Here is a 16,562-nt window from a genome sequence, read left to right as displayed (position 1 = left end):
GCCCGGCGTTTCACACGGAGATCGGACACCCCGCCGGGGTACGGGCGGTATCCGCCGGGTTCCGCCCGCGTCGGCACGACCGCTCCTGAAGGCCGGGCTGGAGACCGAGGCGGCTCACTGCTCCCCGCGTGCGCGGGGCCGATTGCCGGAACAGGCCGTACAGGAAACCCTGCGCCGGACCATCCCCGCGCACGCGGGGCCGATCAAAGTGGCGTGGTTGCATGGGCGCTGTTCATCGGACCATCCCCGCGCACGCGGGGCCGATACTTCCTGACCTGGGATCCTGTCGGCCGGGGAGGCCGTTTTCATTCGGTTCCGAACCGCGCCGGACACGGGTGAGGGTAGCAGTGCCTCTGCGGGGCCGGGCGGGTCCGGAGACGGCAGCGGCGCCGCGCCCCGGTGCGGGGGTGCGGCGCCGGTGCCGGGCCTGCTCAGCCGGCGGGCCGCAGCGAGGCGTAGCCGTCGCGCCGGGCGGTGGCCGCGGCCAGCACTCCGATGGCGGTCGCCCCGTTGCGCATCCGCCCGGACAGCACCGCCTCCAGGGCGTCGTCCAGCGGGATCCACTCAACGGCCATGTCGGCCTCCTCGTGGATCCGCCGGTAGTCGAACCGCTCCGGCGGGACCTCGGTGACGCCGCGGGCCAGGAAGACCTGGATCCGCTCGGTGGAGAAGCCCGCCGACGGGTAGAAGTCGGCCAGCTCGAACCAGTGCTCGGCGCGGTGGCCGGTCTCCTCCAGCAGCTCCCGCTCCGCGGTGCGCAGCGGCGGCTCGCCCTCCTCGTCGCGGACCCCGGCGGGCAGCTCCCAGAGCCGGGCGCCGACCGCGTGCCGGTACTGGTGCACCATCAGCACCCGGTCCCGCTCGTCCAGGGCGAGCGCGGCGACCGCGCCGGGGTGCACCATGTACTCCCGGGCCACCAGCTCGGGTCCGTCCTCACCCGGCAGCATGAAGCGGTCCACCCGCATCGCGGTCTTGGCGCCGCGGAACGGCTCCTCCCGCTCGACGACCTCGGCGGACTCCTGCGAGTCGGAGACCGCCCCGGTCCGCTGCGCGCCGGTCACCCGCGGCCGCCGGCGTCGTGCTTGAGCGCGGCGGCGACCAGGCCGGAGAAGAGCGGGTGCGAGCGGGTCGGGCGGGACCGCAGCTCCGGGTGGGCCTGGGTGGCGATGAAGAACGGGTGCTCCTCGCGGGGCAGCTCGGCGTACTCCACCAGCCGCCCGTCCGGCGACAGGCCGGAGAAGACCAGGCCGGCCTCCTCCAGGCGGGCGCGGTAGGCGTTGTTCACCTCGAAGCGGTGCCGGTGCCGCTCGGAGACCTGGGGAGCGCCGTACAGCTCGCGCGCCAGGGAGTCCTCGGCCAGGTCGGCCGGGTACATGCCCAGGCGCATGGTGCCGCCCATGTCCCGCTCGCCGGAGACCACGTCGGCCTGGTCGGCCATGGTGGCGATGACCGGCTCGGCCGCCTTGTCGTCGAACTCGGCGCTGTTCGCGCCCTCGATGCCGGCCACGCCCCGGGCGAACTCGATGACCAGGCACTGCAGGCCCAGGCAGATGCCGAGCAGCGGGATGCGGTTCTGCCGGGCGTGGCGGATCGCGCCGAGCTTGCCCTCGATGCCGCGGACCCCGAACCCGCCGGGGACCAGCACGCCCTGCACCCCGGCCAGCTCGCGCCGGGCGCCCTCCTCGGTGGCGCAGTCGTCGGAGGCGACCCAGCGGATCTTGACCCGGGTGTTCTCCGCGAAGCCGCCGGCGCGCAGCGCCTCGGTGACCGACAGGTAGGCGTCGGGCAGGTCGATGTACTTGCCGACCAGGGCGATGGTGACCTCGTGCGCGGGCTCGTGCACCCGGCGGAGCAGCTCGTCCCACTCGGTCCAGTCCACGTCGCGGAAGGCCAGGCCCAGCCGGCGGACCACGTAGGCGTCCAGGCCCTCGCGGTGCACGACCTTGGGGATGTCGTAGATGGACGGGGCGTCCGGGCAGGAGATCACGCCGCCCTCGTCCACATCGCACATCAGGCTGATCTTGGACTTCATCGCCTGCGGGATGGGCCGGTCGGAGCGGCAGACCAGCGCGTCGGGCTGGATGCCGATGCTGCGCAGCGCGGCCACCGAGTGCTGGGTCGGCTTGGTCTTCAGCTCGCCGGAGGGCGCCAGGTAGGGCACCAGCGAGACGTGCAGGAAGAAGCAGTTGTCCCGGCCGATCTCGTGCCGGATCTGCCGCACCGCCTCCAGGAAGGGCTGCGACTCGATGTCGCCGACGGTGCCGCCGATCTCGGTGATGACGACGTCGACGTCGGCGCTCTCCATCGCGTAGATGCGCGCCTTGATCTCGTTGGTGATGTGCGGGATGACCTGGACGGTGTCGCCCAGGTAGGCGCCCTGCCGCTCCTTGGCGATCACACTGGAGTAGATCTGCCCGGTGGTGACGTTGGCCGAACCGGAGAGCTCGGTGTCCAGGAAGCGCTCGTAGTGGCCGATGTCGAGATCGGTCTCCGCCCCGTCGTCGGTGACGAACACCTCGCCGTGCTGGAAGGGGTTCATCGTCCCCGGGTCGACGTTGAGGTAGGGGTCCAGCTTCTGCATGGTGACCCGAAGGCCTCGCGACTTCAGCAGCCGGCCGAGGCTGGAGGCCGTGAGGCCCTTCCCGAGGCTGGAGGCGACCCCGCCGGTGACGAAGAGGTGTTTGGTGCTCGCGGCGGATGCCAAGTGTTGCTCCCGTGGTCGAATGGCTACGGATCGCCCGAACGCGGACGGGCGGCCGTGCGGCGCCCTCGCGGACCCTGCGGTGATCCCGCTCCGGGCCTCGGACTCCACGGGCCACCAGGATAACAGGCACGGCGCCCCGCGGGGCCCGGACCGCTCCCCGCGCCCCGCCGCGCGGCACCCCCGCGCCCTCGCCCGCACCCTCGCTGACCAGCGCCGGGACCGGTCCCGCCGACCCTCGCGGCGGGGCGGGGCGGCCGCTCGCGCCACCCCGCGTGTCCCTGGTCTCCCTCCGGGCGCCGGCGGTCCCGGGCGCCGGCCCCGGGCGGGTTCCGAAGGGCGCGACCCCCGGCGGGGCTCAGCCTCCTGCGGGACTCAGCCCCCGGCGGGGCTCAGCCTCCGGCGGGGAAGGCGCCGGCCCGGCTCAGCTGCGCCGGCGGCGTCTTGCCGAGCCGGGAGCCGAGCCACTCGGCGGCGGCCGAGGTCTCCGCCAGCGCCACACCGGTGCCCGATCCGCCCCGCTCCAGCATGTACACCAGGTCCTCGGTGCCGATGTTGCCGGTGGCCGCCGGCGCGAACGGGCAGCCGCCGAACCCGCCGACGCTGGAGTCGAGCACGGTGACGCCCTGCTCCACCGCGGTCAGCGCATTGGCGTAGCCGGTGTTGCGGGTGTTGTGGAAGTGGCAGCGCAGCACCGCCTCGGGCGCGGCCGCGCGGACCCGGCCCACCAGGTCGGCCACCTGCCGGGGCACGCCCACCCCGATGGTGTCGGCGATCGCGACCTCCCAGGCGCCGGCGGCCGCCGCGCGCCGGGCGATCTCGGCGACCCGCTCCGGCGGCGTCTCCCCGTCGAAGGGGCAGCCGAACGCGGTGGAGACGGTGACGCTGACCGGGGTGCCGGCCTCCAGGCAGGCCGCGGCGATCCCGTCGAAGGCGTCCATCATCTCCTCGACCGTGCAGCCCTGGTTGCGGACGCAGAAGCCGTCGGTGGCCGGCACGGCCACGTTCACCTCGTCCACGCCGGCGGCCAGCGCCCGGTCCAGGCCCCGGCGGTTCAGCGCCAGGCCGATGTAGGAGACCCCGGGCAGCCGCTCCACCCCGGCCATGACCTCCTCGGCGCCGGCCATCTGCGGCACCCGGCGGGGGTTGACGAAGCTGACCGCCTCGATCCGGCGCAGCCCGGCCGCCACCAGCCGCCGGATCAGCTCCACCTTCTCCTCGACGGTGAGGGTCTTCTCCTCGTTCTGCAGGCCGTCGCGCGGCCCGACCTCGACGATCTCCACGCCCCGGCCGCGCGCCTCTCGCTCCGCCACGCCGCACTCCCTTCACCGTCCGGGGCCGGCCCAGCGGACCCCGGCGTCCGTACAGGTAGGGCCGACCCTAGCCGGAGGGCGGCGGCCCCGGGGCGGCCGGGGTGGCGGGGCGGGCCTCAGCGCAGGGCGAGGGCCGGGCGCGCCTCCCAGGTGGTCCAGAGCGGGCGGTAGCCCATCCGGTGCCAGAACGGCCCGGAGACCGGGTTCATCAGGGAGTAGTCGAGCAGGGCGGCCGGGGCCCCGTTGCTGTCCAGGGCCTGGTGCGCCTGCTCCACCAGGGCGGTGCCGATCCCCGCTCCGCGCTCGTCCTCGGTGACCACGCCGTAGCCGATGTGCGCCGGGGAGGACCCGGAGACCAGCGGCGCGGCCCAGCGGGCGCGCTGCGGCGGGGAGACCCAGACCAGGCCGACCAGGCGGCCGCGGCGCTCGGCCACCCAGATCCAGGAGGGGCGGCGGGAGAGCGCGCGGGCCAGTATCCCGCGGGTCTGCTCGGCGGTCTCGGTCTGCACGAACACCCCGCCGAAGTGCTCCTCGAAGCGGTGCTGCTCCATCAGCAGGGAGACCGCCTCGGTCAGGTCGCCGCGGTCGGCGAGCCGGATGACCACGTCGCGCGGCGGCAGCACCGGGGGGACGCCCCTGCCGCGCCGCCGGACCGCGAGCACGCTGTAGGGCTGCAGGCCGTGCCGCTGCAGCGGCACCACCCCGCAGAGGTCCCGGGCGGGCCAGGTGAGCAGCGCCGAGGACTCCGACCCGGTGCCGGTCGGCAGCGCCTCCAGCTGCTCGCGCCAGCTGGTGAGCAGGGAGTCCAGCGCCCGCCCCGGCTCGGGGCCGCCGACCAGGGGCGTCAGCCAGTGCTGGTCCGGCATTCCCCAGGTGCGGCCGACCTCGCCGGGCTGGTACCAGGAGTAGCGCATGGTGCCGGCGGCCACCGGCCGCCCGGCCTCGTCGGAGACGGTCAGCAGCGTGTCGCCGCTGCGCCGGGGGCGCGGCGGCACGGGCAGCAGCGGGTCGACCGAGGCCCAGCGCCGTGCGGCGGACTCCATCAGCCGCTCGAACTCGGTCCCGCCGCCGGGCAGGTCGCCGCGGCGCACACGGGCCACGTAGCCGCTCATCCTCCCCCTCCCTGGCCGGGTCGCACCCGGCCGCGCAGCGAGCGGGACCGGGGAGCGGCTCGGCCCCGCGGTGCGCCGCGGGGTGCCGCATACCGTGACCGTACGTTCCCCGCCGGTCACGGCCGAGCGTACCGGCCGACCCGCCGGGCGGTCGGTCGAATCGGACCGATGGCATGAATTCGTTTCGAAATCGACGCCATGCAATCCCTTATAAGACGCTTTATCGCCCGGCCTACGGTATCCGACGCCCTCCGGAGCCGAAACGCCGGGACCGCCCGGGAGTGCTCCCAGGCGGTCCCGGCGGCCGCGCGCGCTCACTCCACGCCGGCCGCGTCCATTCCGCGCAGCTCCCGCTTGAGCTCCTTGATCTCGTCCCGCAACCGGGCCGCCAGCTCGAACTGGAGGTCCGCGGCGGCCTGGTGCATCTGCTCGTCCAGCTGCTGGATCAGGGCGGCCAGCTCGGCCCGGGGCATCCCGGCGGCGTCCTGGCGGCCCCCCTCTCCCGGCCGGCCGGGCACCGGGGCGCGCTCCGGCTGCGCCCGGTACCCCGAGCCGAGCAGCTCCGCGGTGTCCACGTCCTCCCGGGCCAGCGAGTCCAGGATGTCGGCGATCTTCTTCCGCAGCGGCTGCGGGTCGATGCCGTGCTCGGCGTTGTAGGCGAGCTGCTTCTCCCGCCGCCGGTTGGTCTCGTCGATCGCCGCGCGCATCGAGTCGGTGACCCGGTCGGCGTACATGTGCACCTGCCCGGCCACGTTGCGCGCCGCCCGGCCGATGGTCTGGATCAGCGACGTCTCGGAGCGCAGGAAGCCCTCCTTGTCCGCGTCCAGGATCGCCACCAGCGACACCTCGGGCAGGTCCAGGCCCTCGCGCAGCAGGTTGATGCCGACCAGCACGTCGAACTCGCCGGTGCGCAGCTCGCGCAGGAGCTCCACCCGGCGCAGCGTGTCCACCTCGGAGTGCAGGTAGCGCACCCGGATGTCCAGCTCGGCGAAGTAGTCGGTGAGGTCCTCGGCCATCTTCTTGGTGAGCGTGGTGACCAGCACCCGCTCGTCCCGCTCGGCCCGCACCCGGATCTCGTGCACCAGGTCGTCGATCTGCCCCTCGGTCGGCTTGACCACCACCTCCGGGTCGACCAGGCCGGTGGGCCGGATGACCTGCTCCACCACGTCGCCGCCGCTCCGCTCCAGCTCATAGGAGCCCGGGGTGGCCGACAGGTACACCGTCTGCCCGATCCGCTCGGTGAACTCCGCCCACTTCAGCGGCCGGTTGTCCAGCGCCGACGGCAGCCGGAACCCGTGGTCGACCAGGGTCCGCTTGCGCGAGGCGTCCCCCTCGTACATGCCGCCGATCTGCGGGACCGTCACATGCGACTCGTCCACGACCAGCAGGAAGTCCTCGGGGAAGTAGTCCAGCAGCGTGTTGGGGGCGCTGCCCGGCTCCCGCTCGTCGAAGTGCCGGGAGTAGTTCTCCACCCCCGAGCAGCTGCCGACCTGGCGGAGCATCTCGATGTCGTAGGTGGTGCGCATCCGCAGCCGCTGCGCCTCCAGCAGCTTGCCCTGCGCCTCCAGCTCGCCCAGCCGCTCGCCGAGCTCCCGCTCGATCCGGCCGACCGCGCGCTCCAACCGCTCCGGCCCGGCCACGTAGTGCGAGGCCGGGAAGATGAACACCTCGTCGTCCTCGCCGAGCACCTCACCGGTGAGCGGGTGCAGCGTCATCAGCCGCTCGACCTCGTCGCCGAACATCTCGATCCGGATCGCGAGCTCTTCGTAGACCGGGATGATCTCGACGGTGTCCCCGCGGACCCGGAACGTGCCCCGGGTGAACGCGATGTCGTTCCGGGTGTACTGCATCTCGACCAGGCGGCGGAGCAGCTCGTCCCGGTCGACCTCCATGCCGACCCGCAGCTGCGCCATCCGGTCCACGTACTCCTGCGGGGTGCCCAGGCCGTAGATGCACGACACCGAGGCGACCACCACCGCGTCCCGCCGGGTGAGCAGGGAGTTGGTGGCGGAGTGGCGGAGCCGCTCCACCTCGTCGTTGATCGAGGAGTCCTTCTCGATATAGGTATCGGTCTGCGGGACGTAGGCCTCGGGCTGGTAGTAGTCGTAGTAGGAGACGAAGTACTCCACCGCGTTGTTCGGCAGCATCTCCCGCAGCTCGTTGGCGAACTGCGCGGCCAGCGTCTTGTTCGGCTGCATCACCAGGGTGGGCCGCTGCACCTGCTCCACCAGCCAGGCCACCGTCGCCGTCTTGCCGGTACCGGTCGCACCGAGCAGCACGGTGTCGGGGTCGCCGGCCTGCACCCGCCTGGTGAGCTCGGCGATGGCCGCCGGCTGGTCGCCCGCCGGCGTCATGTCCGAGACGACCTCGAACGACGCCTCCCTGCGCTGGATGCCGCTGACCGGCCGCATGAGTCCCCACTCTCCCCGATGCCGCAACCGGGCGACGCGCCCGGGCTGCCGCCCACCGTACAGCCGCCCTGCGACAGGCGCCGCCGATCCGCCGCGCCCCGGGGCCGCCTCCCCGTGCAACCCGGCCCGGACCCCGCTGATTCCGCCCCCGCCTCGGCGCGGAGAGCGGCGCGGGAGGCGCGGGGCGGCCCCCGATGCCTCGCCGCCGCGGGGTCGCTGCGGGGGCGGCGGGGCGCCCCCGCGCCGGGTCAGCCCCGGGGCGCCCCGTCGCCGGCCTCTTCGGCGCGCTTGACCGCGGCGCGCAGCTCCAGCTCCTGCCAGAGCCCGGCGACCCGGGCGTCCAGCTCCTCCCGGGTCCCGGAGTTGTCCACCACGATGTCGGCGGCGGCCAGGCGCTCCTCCCGGGAGGCCTGGGCGGCGATCCGGGCGCGGGCCTGGTCCTCGGGCATGCCCCGGTTCCCGGTGAGCCGCCGGACCCGGTCCTCCTCCGGGGCGTCGACCACCACGACCACGTCGTACAGCTCCTGGAGGCCGTTCTCCACCAGCAGCGGGACGTCGTAGACCAGCACCGCCTCCGGCGGCGCCGCCGCCATCAGCTCCTCGCTGCGCGCCCCCACCCTCGGGTGCACGATCGCGTTGAGCCGGGCCAGCCGGTCCGGGTCGGAGAAGACGATCTCGCCGAGGCGGGGGCGGTCCAGCGCCCCCTCGGCGGTGAGGACCTCCTCGCCGAACTCCGCGACCACCTCGGCCAGCCCGGGCGTACCCGGCTCGACGACCTCGCGGGCCAGGGCGTCGGCGTCGATGACGACCGCCCCGCGGGCGGCCAGCCGGCCCGACACCTCGCTCTTTCCGGAGCCGATGCCCCCGGTGAGTCCTACGCGCAGCATGGCGCCGAGCCTACGGGACGCGCTCCTGCACCGGCTCACCGGGCCCGCCGGCCCGGGGCCGCCGGACCTCCGCGGCCTCCCCGGCCTCCTTGCGGAAGTGCAGCAGGGTGAGGTGGTCGTGCAGCGCCTCGCGGTGGGTCTGCCGGTAGCCGGCGGCGAGCAGCAGCTCCGGGGCGGCCCGGCCGCCGTGCCCGGTGGACAGGGTGATCGCGGCCGGCGGCGGGTCGGCGGCGAGCAGCCGCCGCTCCATCTCGGCCAGCAGGGCGGCGCCGATGCCCTCCCGGCGGCGGTCCGGGGCGACGAACAGCCGCGCCACGGTGGCCGCGCTGCCCACCGCCTTGCCCCGCGCCCCGCCCACGATCCGCCCGCCGGCCACCGCCTTGAGCAGCACCGCGCCGCCGTCGACGGCGCGCAGCAGCTGGCCGCGGCTCTCGGTGAGCGGGAGGACGAACGGGTCCCCGTAGATCTGGGCCTCATCGACGTAGGCGGCGCGCTGCACCGCCCACAGCTCCCCGATGTCGTCCCGCTCCGCCTCGGTGACGGCGACGCCCGATGGCGCGCCGCCCCGCTCCGGTGCCGCCATGACCCTCCTCGCAGCCGGTCCGGACCGCCTGCGGCCGACGATACCCCGCGCGGCCCCGCCGCGCCGCCGAATCGCCGCGGAGGGCCCGATTCCCGTTCGGCGGCGCCGGGCCCCTCCGGCCGCCCCGATGCGCGCGGGCGGCGGCCGGGGGCGAGCGGTTCGGGCGCCGGGGCCGGGCCGCGCCGCCGCGGCCCGGCCCCGGGCACGGCGAAGGGCCGCCCCCCTTCCGGGGAGCGGCCCTCGGGTACTGCTGCTACCGGGTGCCGGTGAGCGCTACTCGCCGCCGCCGGCGAGCTTCTCCCGCAGCGCGGCCAGGGCCTCGTCGGAGGCCAGGGCGCCGCCGGTGCTCTCCGAGGCGCTGCTGGAGCCGCCCGAGGAGGAGGAACCGGCCTCGGACTCGCCCTCGTAGGAGGCGGGCGCCGCGGCGGCCTCGGCCTCGGCGGCCTGGGCCTCCTCGACCTGCTTGCGGTGCGCCTCGAAGCGGGACTGCGCCATGGCGTACTGGCGCTCCCACTCGTCGCGCTGGGCCTCGAAGCCCTCCATCCACTCGCCGGTCTCCGCGTCGAAGCCCTCGGGGTACTTGTAGTTCCCCTGCTCGTCGTACTCGGCGGCCATGCCGTAGAGGGTCGGGTCGAACTCCTCCTGGTCCGGCGAGACGCTCTCGTTGGCCTGCTTCAGCGAGAGGCTGATCCGGCGCCGGTCGAGGTCGATGTCGATGATCTTGACGAAGATCTCGGTACCGACCTGGACGACCTGCTCGGGGATCTCCACGTGGCGCTCGGCCAGCTCGGAGATGTGCACCAGGCCCTCGATGCCCTCCTCGACGCGGACGAACGCGCCGAACGGAACCAGCTTGGTGACCTTGCCGGGAACGACCTGGCCGATCTGGTGCGTGCGGGCGAACTGCTGCCAGGGGTCTTCCTGGGTGGCCTTGAGGGACAGGGAGACGCGCTCGCGCTCCATGTCGACGTCGAGAACCTCGACGGTGACCTCCTGGCCGACCTCGACGACCTCGCTCGGGTGGTCGATGTGCTTCCAGGACAGCTCGGAGACGTGCACCAGGCCGTCCACGCCGCCCAGGTCCACGAACGCACCGAAGTTGACGATCGAGGAGACGACGCCCTTGCGGATCTGGCCCTTCTGCAGGGTGTTGAGGAAGGTCTGGCGGACCTCCGACTGGGTCTGCTCCAGCCAGGCGCGGCGGGACAGGACCACGTTGTTGCGGTTCTTGTCCAGCTCGATGATCTTGGCCTCGAGCTCGCGGCCCACGTAGGGCTGCAGGTCGCGGACGCGGCGCATCTCGACCAGGGAGGCCGGGAGGAAGCCGCGCAGGCCGATGTCGAGGATGAGACCGCCCTTGACGACCTCGATGACGGTGCCGGTGACGACGCCGTCCTCTTCCTTGATCTTCTCGATCGTGCCCCAGGCGCGCTCGTACTGCGCGCGCTTCTTGGACAGGATGAGACGCCCTTCCTTGTCCTCCTTCTGGAGGACCAGGGCTTCGACGTGGTCGCCGACGGCCACGACCTCGCCCGGGTCGACGTCGTGCTTGATCGACAGTTCCCGGGAGGGGATCACCCCTTCGGTCTTGTAGCCGATGTCGAGCAAGACCTCGTCTCGATCGACCTTCACGATGGTGCCCTCGACAATGTCACCGTCGTTGAAGTACTTGATGGTCTCGTCGATCGCCGCGAGGAAGGCTTCCTCGGACCCGATGTCGTTGACCGCTACCTGGGGTGTCGAGGTGGCCTCGGTGCTGCTCGTCATGTGTGGGTGGACTCCGGATACGGACATTGGCAGAAAGTTGTAACACCGAGAGCGCACACGTCCGCCCGGATCAGAGCAAGGGCTGTGAAGACGACAGAAGCAGGAACGGAAGGACCGTCCCTGACACCGCCCGCCGCACGACCCCCGTCTCACCGGGGCGCCCGCCGCGCGCCCCGCCCCTCGGTACCGTCTGTGGGGCCGGACAGCGCATGCGCGTTCTCAATGCTCCGGCCAGAATATGAGACGCGGGCGTCCTGGTCAATCGGAATCCGGGCGGCGAATGCGACCAAGACCGTATTCCGCGCATGCTACACGCGCCCGCGACCGCTCCCCGGGCGGGGACGCCCTCCCCGACCGCCCCGGCGCCGGGTATTCGGTCAGTCCTCGAACCTTCGGGAGCGCGTCCGCTTCAGCTGGGAGCGGCGGTGCTTGCCGTCCAGCCGCCGCTGCCGGGCCGCCCGGCTCGGCCGGGTCGCCCGGCGCGCCTTGGGCGGCGGCGCGCACGCCCCGCGCACCAGCTCGGCCAGGCGCTCCCGGGCCAGCTCCCGGTTGCGCGCCTGGGAGCGGCTGTCCGAGGCGGTCACGGTGAGCACCCCGCCGCGCAGCCGGCCGGCCAGCCGCTCCAGCGCGCGCTCCCGCTCCCGCTCGGTCAGCGCCGAGGTGGCGGCCAGGTCCAGCGAGACCGACACCCGGGTGTCGGAGGTGTTGACGTGCTGCCCGCCCGGCCCGCTCGACCGGGAGAACCGCCAGACCAGCTCGGCCTCGGGCAGCTCCGGGCCGGCGCCCGGTGGCGTCCCGCTCCCGCCCATCGCCGGCCCCTCCCATCGCCTCGTCCGCGCGGACCCGCCGCGCCCCTAGTGCGCGGCGTCGCGCCAGTTCTCACCCACGCCGACCGACACGGCCAGCGGCACACGCAGATCATAGGCGGCCGCCATCTTCTCCGAAACCAGTTTCCGGACGTCCTCCACCTCCCCGGAGGGCACCTCCAGCACCAGTTCGTCGTGGACCTGCAGCAGCGCCCGCGCCCGGAGGCCGCTCTCGCCCAGCGCCCGGTCCACGTCGATCATCGCCGCCTTGATGATGTCGGCCGCCGACCCCTGGATCGGCGCGTTCAGCGCCATCCGCTCCGCCATCTGCCGGCGCTGCCGGTTGTCGCTGGTCAGGTCGGGCAGGTAGCGGCGGCGGCCGAGGATCGTCTCGGTGTAGCCGTCCCGCCGGGCCTGCTCCACCACCTCGTGCAGGTAGTCGCGGACGCCGCCGAAGACGAGGAAGAAGTCGTCCATCAGCGCCCGCGCCTCCTTGGGCGTGACGCCCAGCTGCTGGGAGAGCCCGTACTCGCTGAGCCCGTAGGCCAGGCCGTAGTTCATCGCCTTGATCCGGGCCCGCTCCTCGGCGCTGACCTCGCCGACCCCGGTGCCGAACACCCGCGCCGCGATCTCGGCGTGGAAGTCGTGCCCGGTCGCGAACGCCTCGATCAGCGTCTCGTCCTGCGACAGGTGCGCCATGATGCGCAGCTCGATCTGGCTGTAGTCGGCGGTGAGCAGGGCGTCGTACCCCTCCCCCACCACGAACGCCCGCCGGATGCGCCGGCCCGCGTCGGTGCGCACCGGGATGTTCTGCAGGTTCGGCTCGGTCGAGCTGAGCCGGCCGGTGGCCGCCACCGTCTGGTTGAACGTGGTGTGGATCCGGCCGTCCTCGGCGATCGTCTTGACCAGCCCCTCCACCGTGGTGCGCAGCCGGGTCTGGTCCCGGTGCCGGAGCAGGATCGCGGGCAGCTCGTTGTCGGTCTGGGCGGCCAGCCAGGCCAGCGCGTCGGCGTCGGTGGTGTAGCCGGTCTTGATCTTCTTCGTCCGGGGCAGCCCCAGCTCCTCGAAAAGGACCTGCTGCAGCTGCTTGGGCGAGCCCAGGTTGAACTCGCGGCCCACCACCCGGTGCGCCTCCTCCACCGCCCGCCGCTGCTCGACGGCGAACTCGCCCTCCAGGCCGTCCAGGTAGGCCCGGTCCGCGGCGATGCCGGTCCGCTCCATCCCGGCGAGCACCCGCACCAGCGGCAGCTCCATGTCGCGCAGCAGCCCCGCCGCACCCCGCTGCTCCAGCAGCACGTCCAGCCGGTCCGCCAGCTCCGCGGTGGCGCGGGCGGCCACCGCCAGATCGGCGCGGGCCGCCTCCGCGGCGTCCGCCCCCTCCCCGCCGAGGTCCAGCGAGAGCTGCCCGCCGTCCTCCTGCCGGCGCTCCAGCTCCTTGTTCAGGTGGCTGCGGCACAGGTCGACCAGACCCGCCTTGCGCTGCCCCGGCTGGACCAGGTAGGCCGCGATCGCGGTGTCGGCGGTGACCCCGGCCAGGTCCCAGCCGTGCGCGGCGGCGGCCAGCAGCGGCCCCTTGCCGTCGTGCACCGCCTTGGGGCGGTCCGCGTCGGCCAGCCAGGCGGCCAGCGCCCGCTCGTCCTCCTCGCCCAGGGCCGCGGGATCGATGTGGACCGCCGCGCCGTCCGCGGCGGCCGCCGCGATCCCGGAGAGCCGGCCCGTGCCCCGGCCCCACTCGCCGTCGAACGCCAGACCGGTGCGGCCCCGCGCGGTGTGCTCGGCCAGCCAGGCACCCAGCCCGCCCGGCTCGGCCGCCTCCACCTCGTCGGAGAACCCCTCGGCCTCCGCGGCGGCGGCCTCCGCGCCGCCCTCCGCCTCCTCGCCGAAGACCGCGAACAGCCGGTCCCGGAGCGTGGAGGCGAACTCCAGGTCGTCGAAGAGGGTGTCGACGCCCTGCCGGTCGGCCGCGCCGCGCACCAGGTCGGCCACGCCCACCTCGAGCGGCACGTCCGGCGCGAGCAGGTTGAGCCGCTGGTTGCGCAGCACGTCGTCGAGGTGGTCGCGGAAGTTCTGCCCGGCCTTGCCGGTGAGCTCGTCGGCGCGCGCCACCAGCTCGTCCAGCGACCCGTACTTCAGGATCCACTTCGCCGCGGTCTTGGGGCCCACCCCCGGAACGCCCGGCAGGTTGTCGGCCTTCTCCCCGACCAGCGCGGCCAGGTCCCGGTAGCGCTCCGGCGGAACCCCGTACTTCTCCTCGATCCGCTCCGGCGTCATCCGGGTCAGGTCCGACAGGCTCTTGCCCGGGTAGAGCACCGTGCAGCCGCCGTTGACCAGCTGGAAGGCGTCCCGGTCGCCCGAGGCGATCAGCACCTCCATGCCGGCCCCGCCCCCCTGGGCGGCCAGCGTGGCGATCACGTCGTCGGCCTCGAACCCCTCCGCCGACACCGACACCACACCCAGCAGCCGCAGCAGCTCCTGGGTCAGCTCCACCTGGGAGGGGAACTCCGGCGGCGTCTCCGCCCGGCCCGCCTTGTAGTCGGCGTAGGAGTCGTGGCGGAACGTCGGCCCGGACAGGTCCCAGGCGACCGCGATGTGCGTGGGCCGCTCGTCCCGGAGCAGCTTGATCAGCATCGAGGTGAAGCCGTAGACCACGTTGGTGGTCTGCCCGGTGCTGGTGCCGAACTTGTCCGCCGGCAGCGCGAAGAACGCGCGGAAGGCCATGGAGTGGCCGTCCAGCAGCAGCAGGCGGCCTCCACCCCCCTCTGCCGGGGCCGAGGGCGTGCTGTTCTGTGCGGGGGTCTGCTGAGTCTTCGCCACATGGGGAATCCTAGGATGCGGGGCGGACTTTTTCGCGCGGCCCGGCGGACCCGCCCCGCGCACGACCCCTGAAGGGACGGACCCCGATGAGCGTGGACACCGAACGGCTCGCCGAGATCATGGGCTCCACCGCCGGAGGCGGCAGCCTCGGCGAGCGGATGGGCATCGAGCTCACCGAGGCCTCCCCCGAGCGCGTGGCCGGCCGGATGCCGGTCGCCGGCAACACCCAGCCCTACGGCCTGCTGCACGGCGGCGCCTCCTGCGTGCTCGCCGAGACACTCGGCTCGGTCGGCTCCGCCCTGATCGCCGGGGAGGGCCGGATCGCCGTCGGCATCGAGATCAGCGCCACCCACCACCGCAGCGCCACCGAGGGCCACATCACCGGCGTCGCCGTGCCCGTGCACGCCGGCCGCACCCTGGCCACCTGGGAGATCGAGATCACCCGCGAGGACGGCAAGCGCGTCTGCACCTCCCGGCTCACCTGCATGCTGCGCGACGCCTGACCCGCCGCGCACCGGGCCCGGCGGGACCCCTCCCGCCGGGCCCCGCCATACCCGCACCGCCCCGGCGCGCGCGGCGTCCTCGCAGGTCAGCCGAGAACCCCCGGAACATTCGCAAAGCACCCCAGACTTCACTACGACCCGGTAACGGCATGAACCCGACTCGGCAGCAACCCCTCCCGCCTCCTTCCGCAACCCGCCGCCCGCGAATTAAGCTCCGCTAACGCCATCGGTTAAGCGCGGCGCAGCACGCCGCCTTCCCGCGGACCGAGCGCGCAGAAGCCACACCGATCCAGCCGGCTTGAACGGAGACACCTCAGATGCCGAGCAGAAAGGCCATCAGCCTCACAGCTGCGGCTGCGGCCCTGACCCTGGGACTGACCGCCTGCGGCGGTGGAGGGGAAGACGGAGGCGGCGGGGACGGCGAAGCCCTGCAGTACGGCTACGTCCTGCCGCAGACCGGCGACCTCGCGCACCTCGGCCCGCCCCAGGAACAGGCCGCCAAGTACGCCCTGCAGCAGATCAACGACGCCGGCGGCGTCAACGGCGCCGACCTGCCCGACTTCCTCGAAGGCGACGAGGCCAACGACGCCGCGCAGGCCAACGACGCCGCGACCCGCCTGATCGACGGCGGGGCCAACGTCATCATCGGCGCCGCCGCCTCGGGCATGACCCAGGCCATCATGGACAACGTCACCACCAACGAGGTCGTCCAGTGCTCGGGCTCCAACACCGCCCCGGGCCTGGCCGAAGAGGACGAGACCGGCTACTACTGGCGGACCGCCCCCAGCGACCTCCTCCAGGGCCCCGTGCTCGCCGAGAAGATCGCCTCCGACGGCCACCAGAGCGTCGCCATCACCTACCGCGCCGACGACTACGGCGAAGGCCTCGCCAACGCCACCGCCGACGCGCTGGAAGAGAACGGCATCTCCGTCGACTACAACGAGGGCTACGACCCCAACGCCCCCAACTTCGACGCCGTCGTCGGCGAGATCGCCAACGCCGAGAGCGACGCCGTCGTCATGGTCTCCTTCGAAGAAGGCGTCCAGATCATCACCGGCCTCATCGAGGAAGGCGTCACCGCCGACCAGATGTACGCCACCGACGGCCTGAACGACGAGACCCTCGGCGAGAAGGTCGACTCCGACGACGCCGGCACCATCGCCGGCTTCCAGGGCACCGCCCCCGACGTCGGCGAGGACGCGTTCATGGACGGGCTCCGCGAGTTCGCCCCCGAACTCGAGGTCTTCCAGTTCGCCGGCCAGGTCTACGACTGCATGATGGTCACCGCGCTCGCCGCCGAGCAGGCCGGCAGCAACGTGCCCGGCGAATTCGTCGGCGAAATGGAGGCCGTCTCCAAGGACGGCACCGAATGCACCGCCTTCGAAGAGTGCAAGCAGCTCATCGCCGACGGAGAGGACATCGACTACCAGGGCGTGAGCGGCCCGATCAACTTCGACGAGAACGGCGACGTCACCCAGGCCACCTTCCAGGTCTACGGCTTCGACGACAAGGGCGCGCACAGCAAGGTCGACGCCATCACCGTTCCCTGACCCCCTGAGGCCGCCGGGAGACCGGCGGCCCCCGAGGGCCCGAGCACACCGGAGGCCCCCGCGCGGACGACCCCGCGCGGGGGCCTCCCCCATGCCCGGGAGGCACCCCCCGCCA

12 protein-coding genes are annotated in these 16,562 nt (G+C 73.5%); 2 read left to right on the top strand and 10 right to left on the bottom strand.

The window, feature by feature from the left end; translation table 11 throughout:
- Positions 1 to 431: 431 nt before the first annotated feature.
- From J0910_RS12660 to polA, 10 genes are all read right to left on the bottom strand, one after another.
- Positions 432 to 1,061, bottom strand: a complete 630-nt coding sequence (locus tag J0910_RS12660; protein WP_420158696.1) for an NUDIX domain-containing protein — start codon at positions 1,059 to 1,061, stop codon at positions 432 to 434.
- Positions 1,058 to 2,704, bottom strand: coding sequence for a CTP synthase (locus tag J0910_RS12655; RefSeq protein WP_420158695.1), 1,647 nt, complete (start codon positions 2,702 to 2,704; stop codon positions 1,058 to 1,060). Before J0910_RS12655 ends, J0910_RS12660 begins: the two co-directional genes overlap by 4 nt.
- Positions 2,705 to 3,093: 389 nt before the next feature.
- Positions 3,094 to 4,014, bottom strand: a complete 921-nt coding sequence (locus J0910_RS12650; RefSeq protein ID WP_420158694.1) for a hydroxymethylglutaryl-CoA lyase — start codon at positions 4,012 to 4,014, stop codon at positions 3,094 to 3,096.
- Positions 4,015 to 4,130: 116 nt separating this feature from the next.
- Positions 4,131 to 5,126: a GNAT family N-acetyltransferase gene (locus tag J0910_RS12645; RefSeq protein ID WP_420158693.1), complete on the bottom strand. Its 996-nt coding sequence runs from the start codon at positions 5,124 to 5,126 to the stop codon at positions 4,131 to 4,133.
- Positions 5,127 to 5,440: 314 nt separating this feature from the next.
- Positions 5,441 to 7,537 (bottom strand): excinuclease ABC subunit UvrB, encoded by a 2,097-nt coding sequence (gene uvrB, locus J0910_RS12640; protein ID WP_420158692.1) that lies wholly within the window; start codon positions 7,535 to 7,537, stop codon positions 5,441 to 5,443.
- A 248-nt stretch (positions 7,538 to 7,785) separates the two neighbouring features.
- The gene (gene coaE, locus J0910_RS12635) at positions 7,786 to 8,424 is read right to left on the bottom strand and encodes a dephospho-CoA kinase (RefSeq protein WP_420158691.1); all 639 of its coding nucleotides are present in this window, start codon (positions 8,422 to 8,424) and stop codon (positions 7,786 to 7,788) included.
- 10 nt (positions 8,425 to 8,434) lie between these two features.
- Positions 8,435 to 9,007, bottom strand: coding sequence for a GNAT family N-acetyltransferase (locus J0910_RS12630; protein WP_420158690.1), 573 nt, complete (start codon positions 9,005 to 9,007; stop codon positions 8,435 to 8,437).
- A 273-nt stretch (positions 9,008 to 9,280) separates the two neighbouring features.
- Positions 9,281 to 10,774: a 30S ribosomal protein S1 gene (gene rpsA, locus J0910_RS12625; RefSeq protein ID WP_420158689.1), complete on the bottom strand. Its 1,494-nt coding sequence runs from the start codon at positions 10,772 to 10,774 to the stop codon at positions 9,281 to 9,283.
- 377 nt (positions 10,775 to 11,151) lie between these two features.
- Entirely contained in the window at positions 11,152 to 11,583 is a 432-nt protein-coding gene (gene arfB / locus J0910_RS12620) for an alternative ribosome rescue aminoacyl-tRNA hydrolase ArfB (RefSeq protein WP_420158688.1), read from the bottom strand.
- 45 nt (positions 11,584 to 11,628) lie between these two features.
- Complete coding sequence (gene polA, locus J0910_RS12615) at positions 11,629 to 14,394, bottom strand: DNA polymerase I (protein WP_420158687.1); 2,766 nt, start codon at positions 14,392 to 14,394, stop codon at positions 11,629 to 11,631.
- Positions 14,395 to 14,480: 86 nt separating this feature from the next.
- Between polA and J0910_RS12610 the strand changes: the two genes are divergently transcribed.
- Both J0910_RS12610 and J0910_RS12605 read left to right on the top strand, forming a co-directional pair.
- A complete protein-coding gene (locus J0910_RS12610; protein WP_420158686.1) occupies positions 14,481 to 14,897 on the top strand; it encodes a PaaI family thioesterase in 417 nt (138 codons plus the stop codon).
- 317 nt (positions 14,898 to 15,214) lie between these two features.
- Entirely contained in the window at positions 15,215 to 16,447 is a 1,233-nt protein-coding gene (locus J0910_RS12605) for an ABC transporter substrate-binding protein (protein WP_420158685.1), read from the top strand.
- Positions 16,448 to 16,562: the final 115 nt, after the last annotated feature.

Source organism: Nocardiopsis oceanisediminis (assembly GCF_048595525.1).
Classification (GTDB): Bacteria; Actinomycetota; Actinomycetes; order Streptosporangiales; family Streptosporangiaceae; genus Nocardiopsis_A; species Nocardiopsis_A oceanisediminis.
Note: the sequence above shows the minus strand (reverse complement) of the source record. Positions and strands in the feature narration are given on the sequence as shown.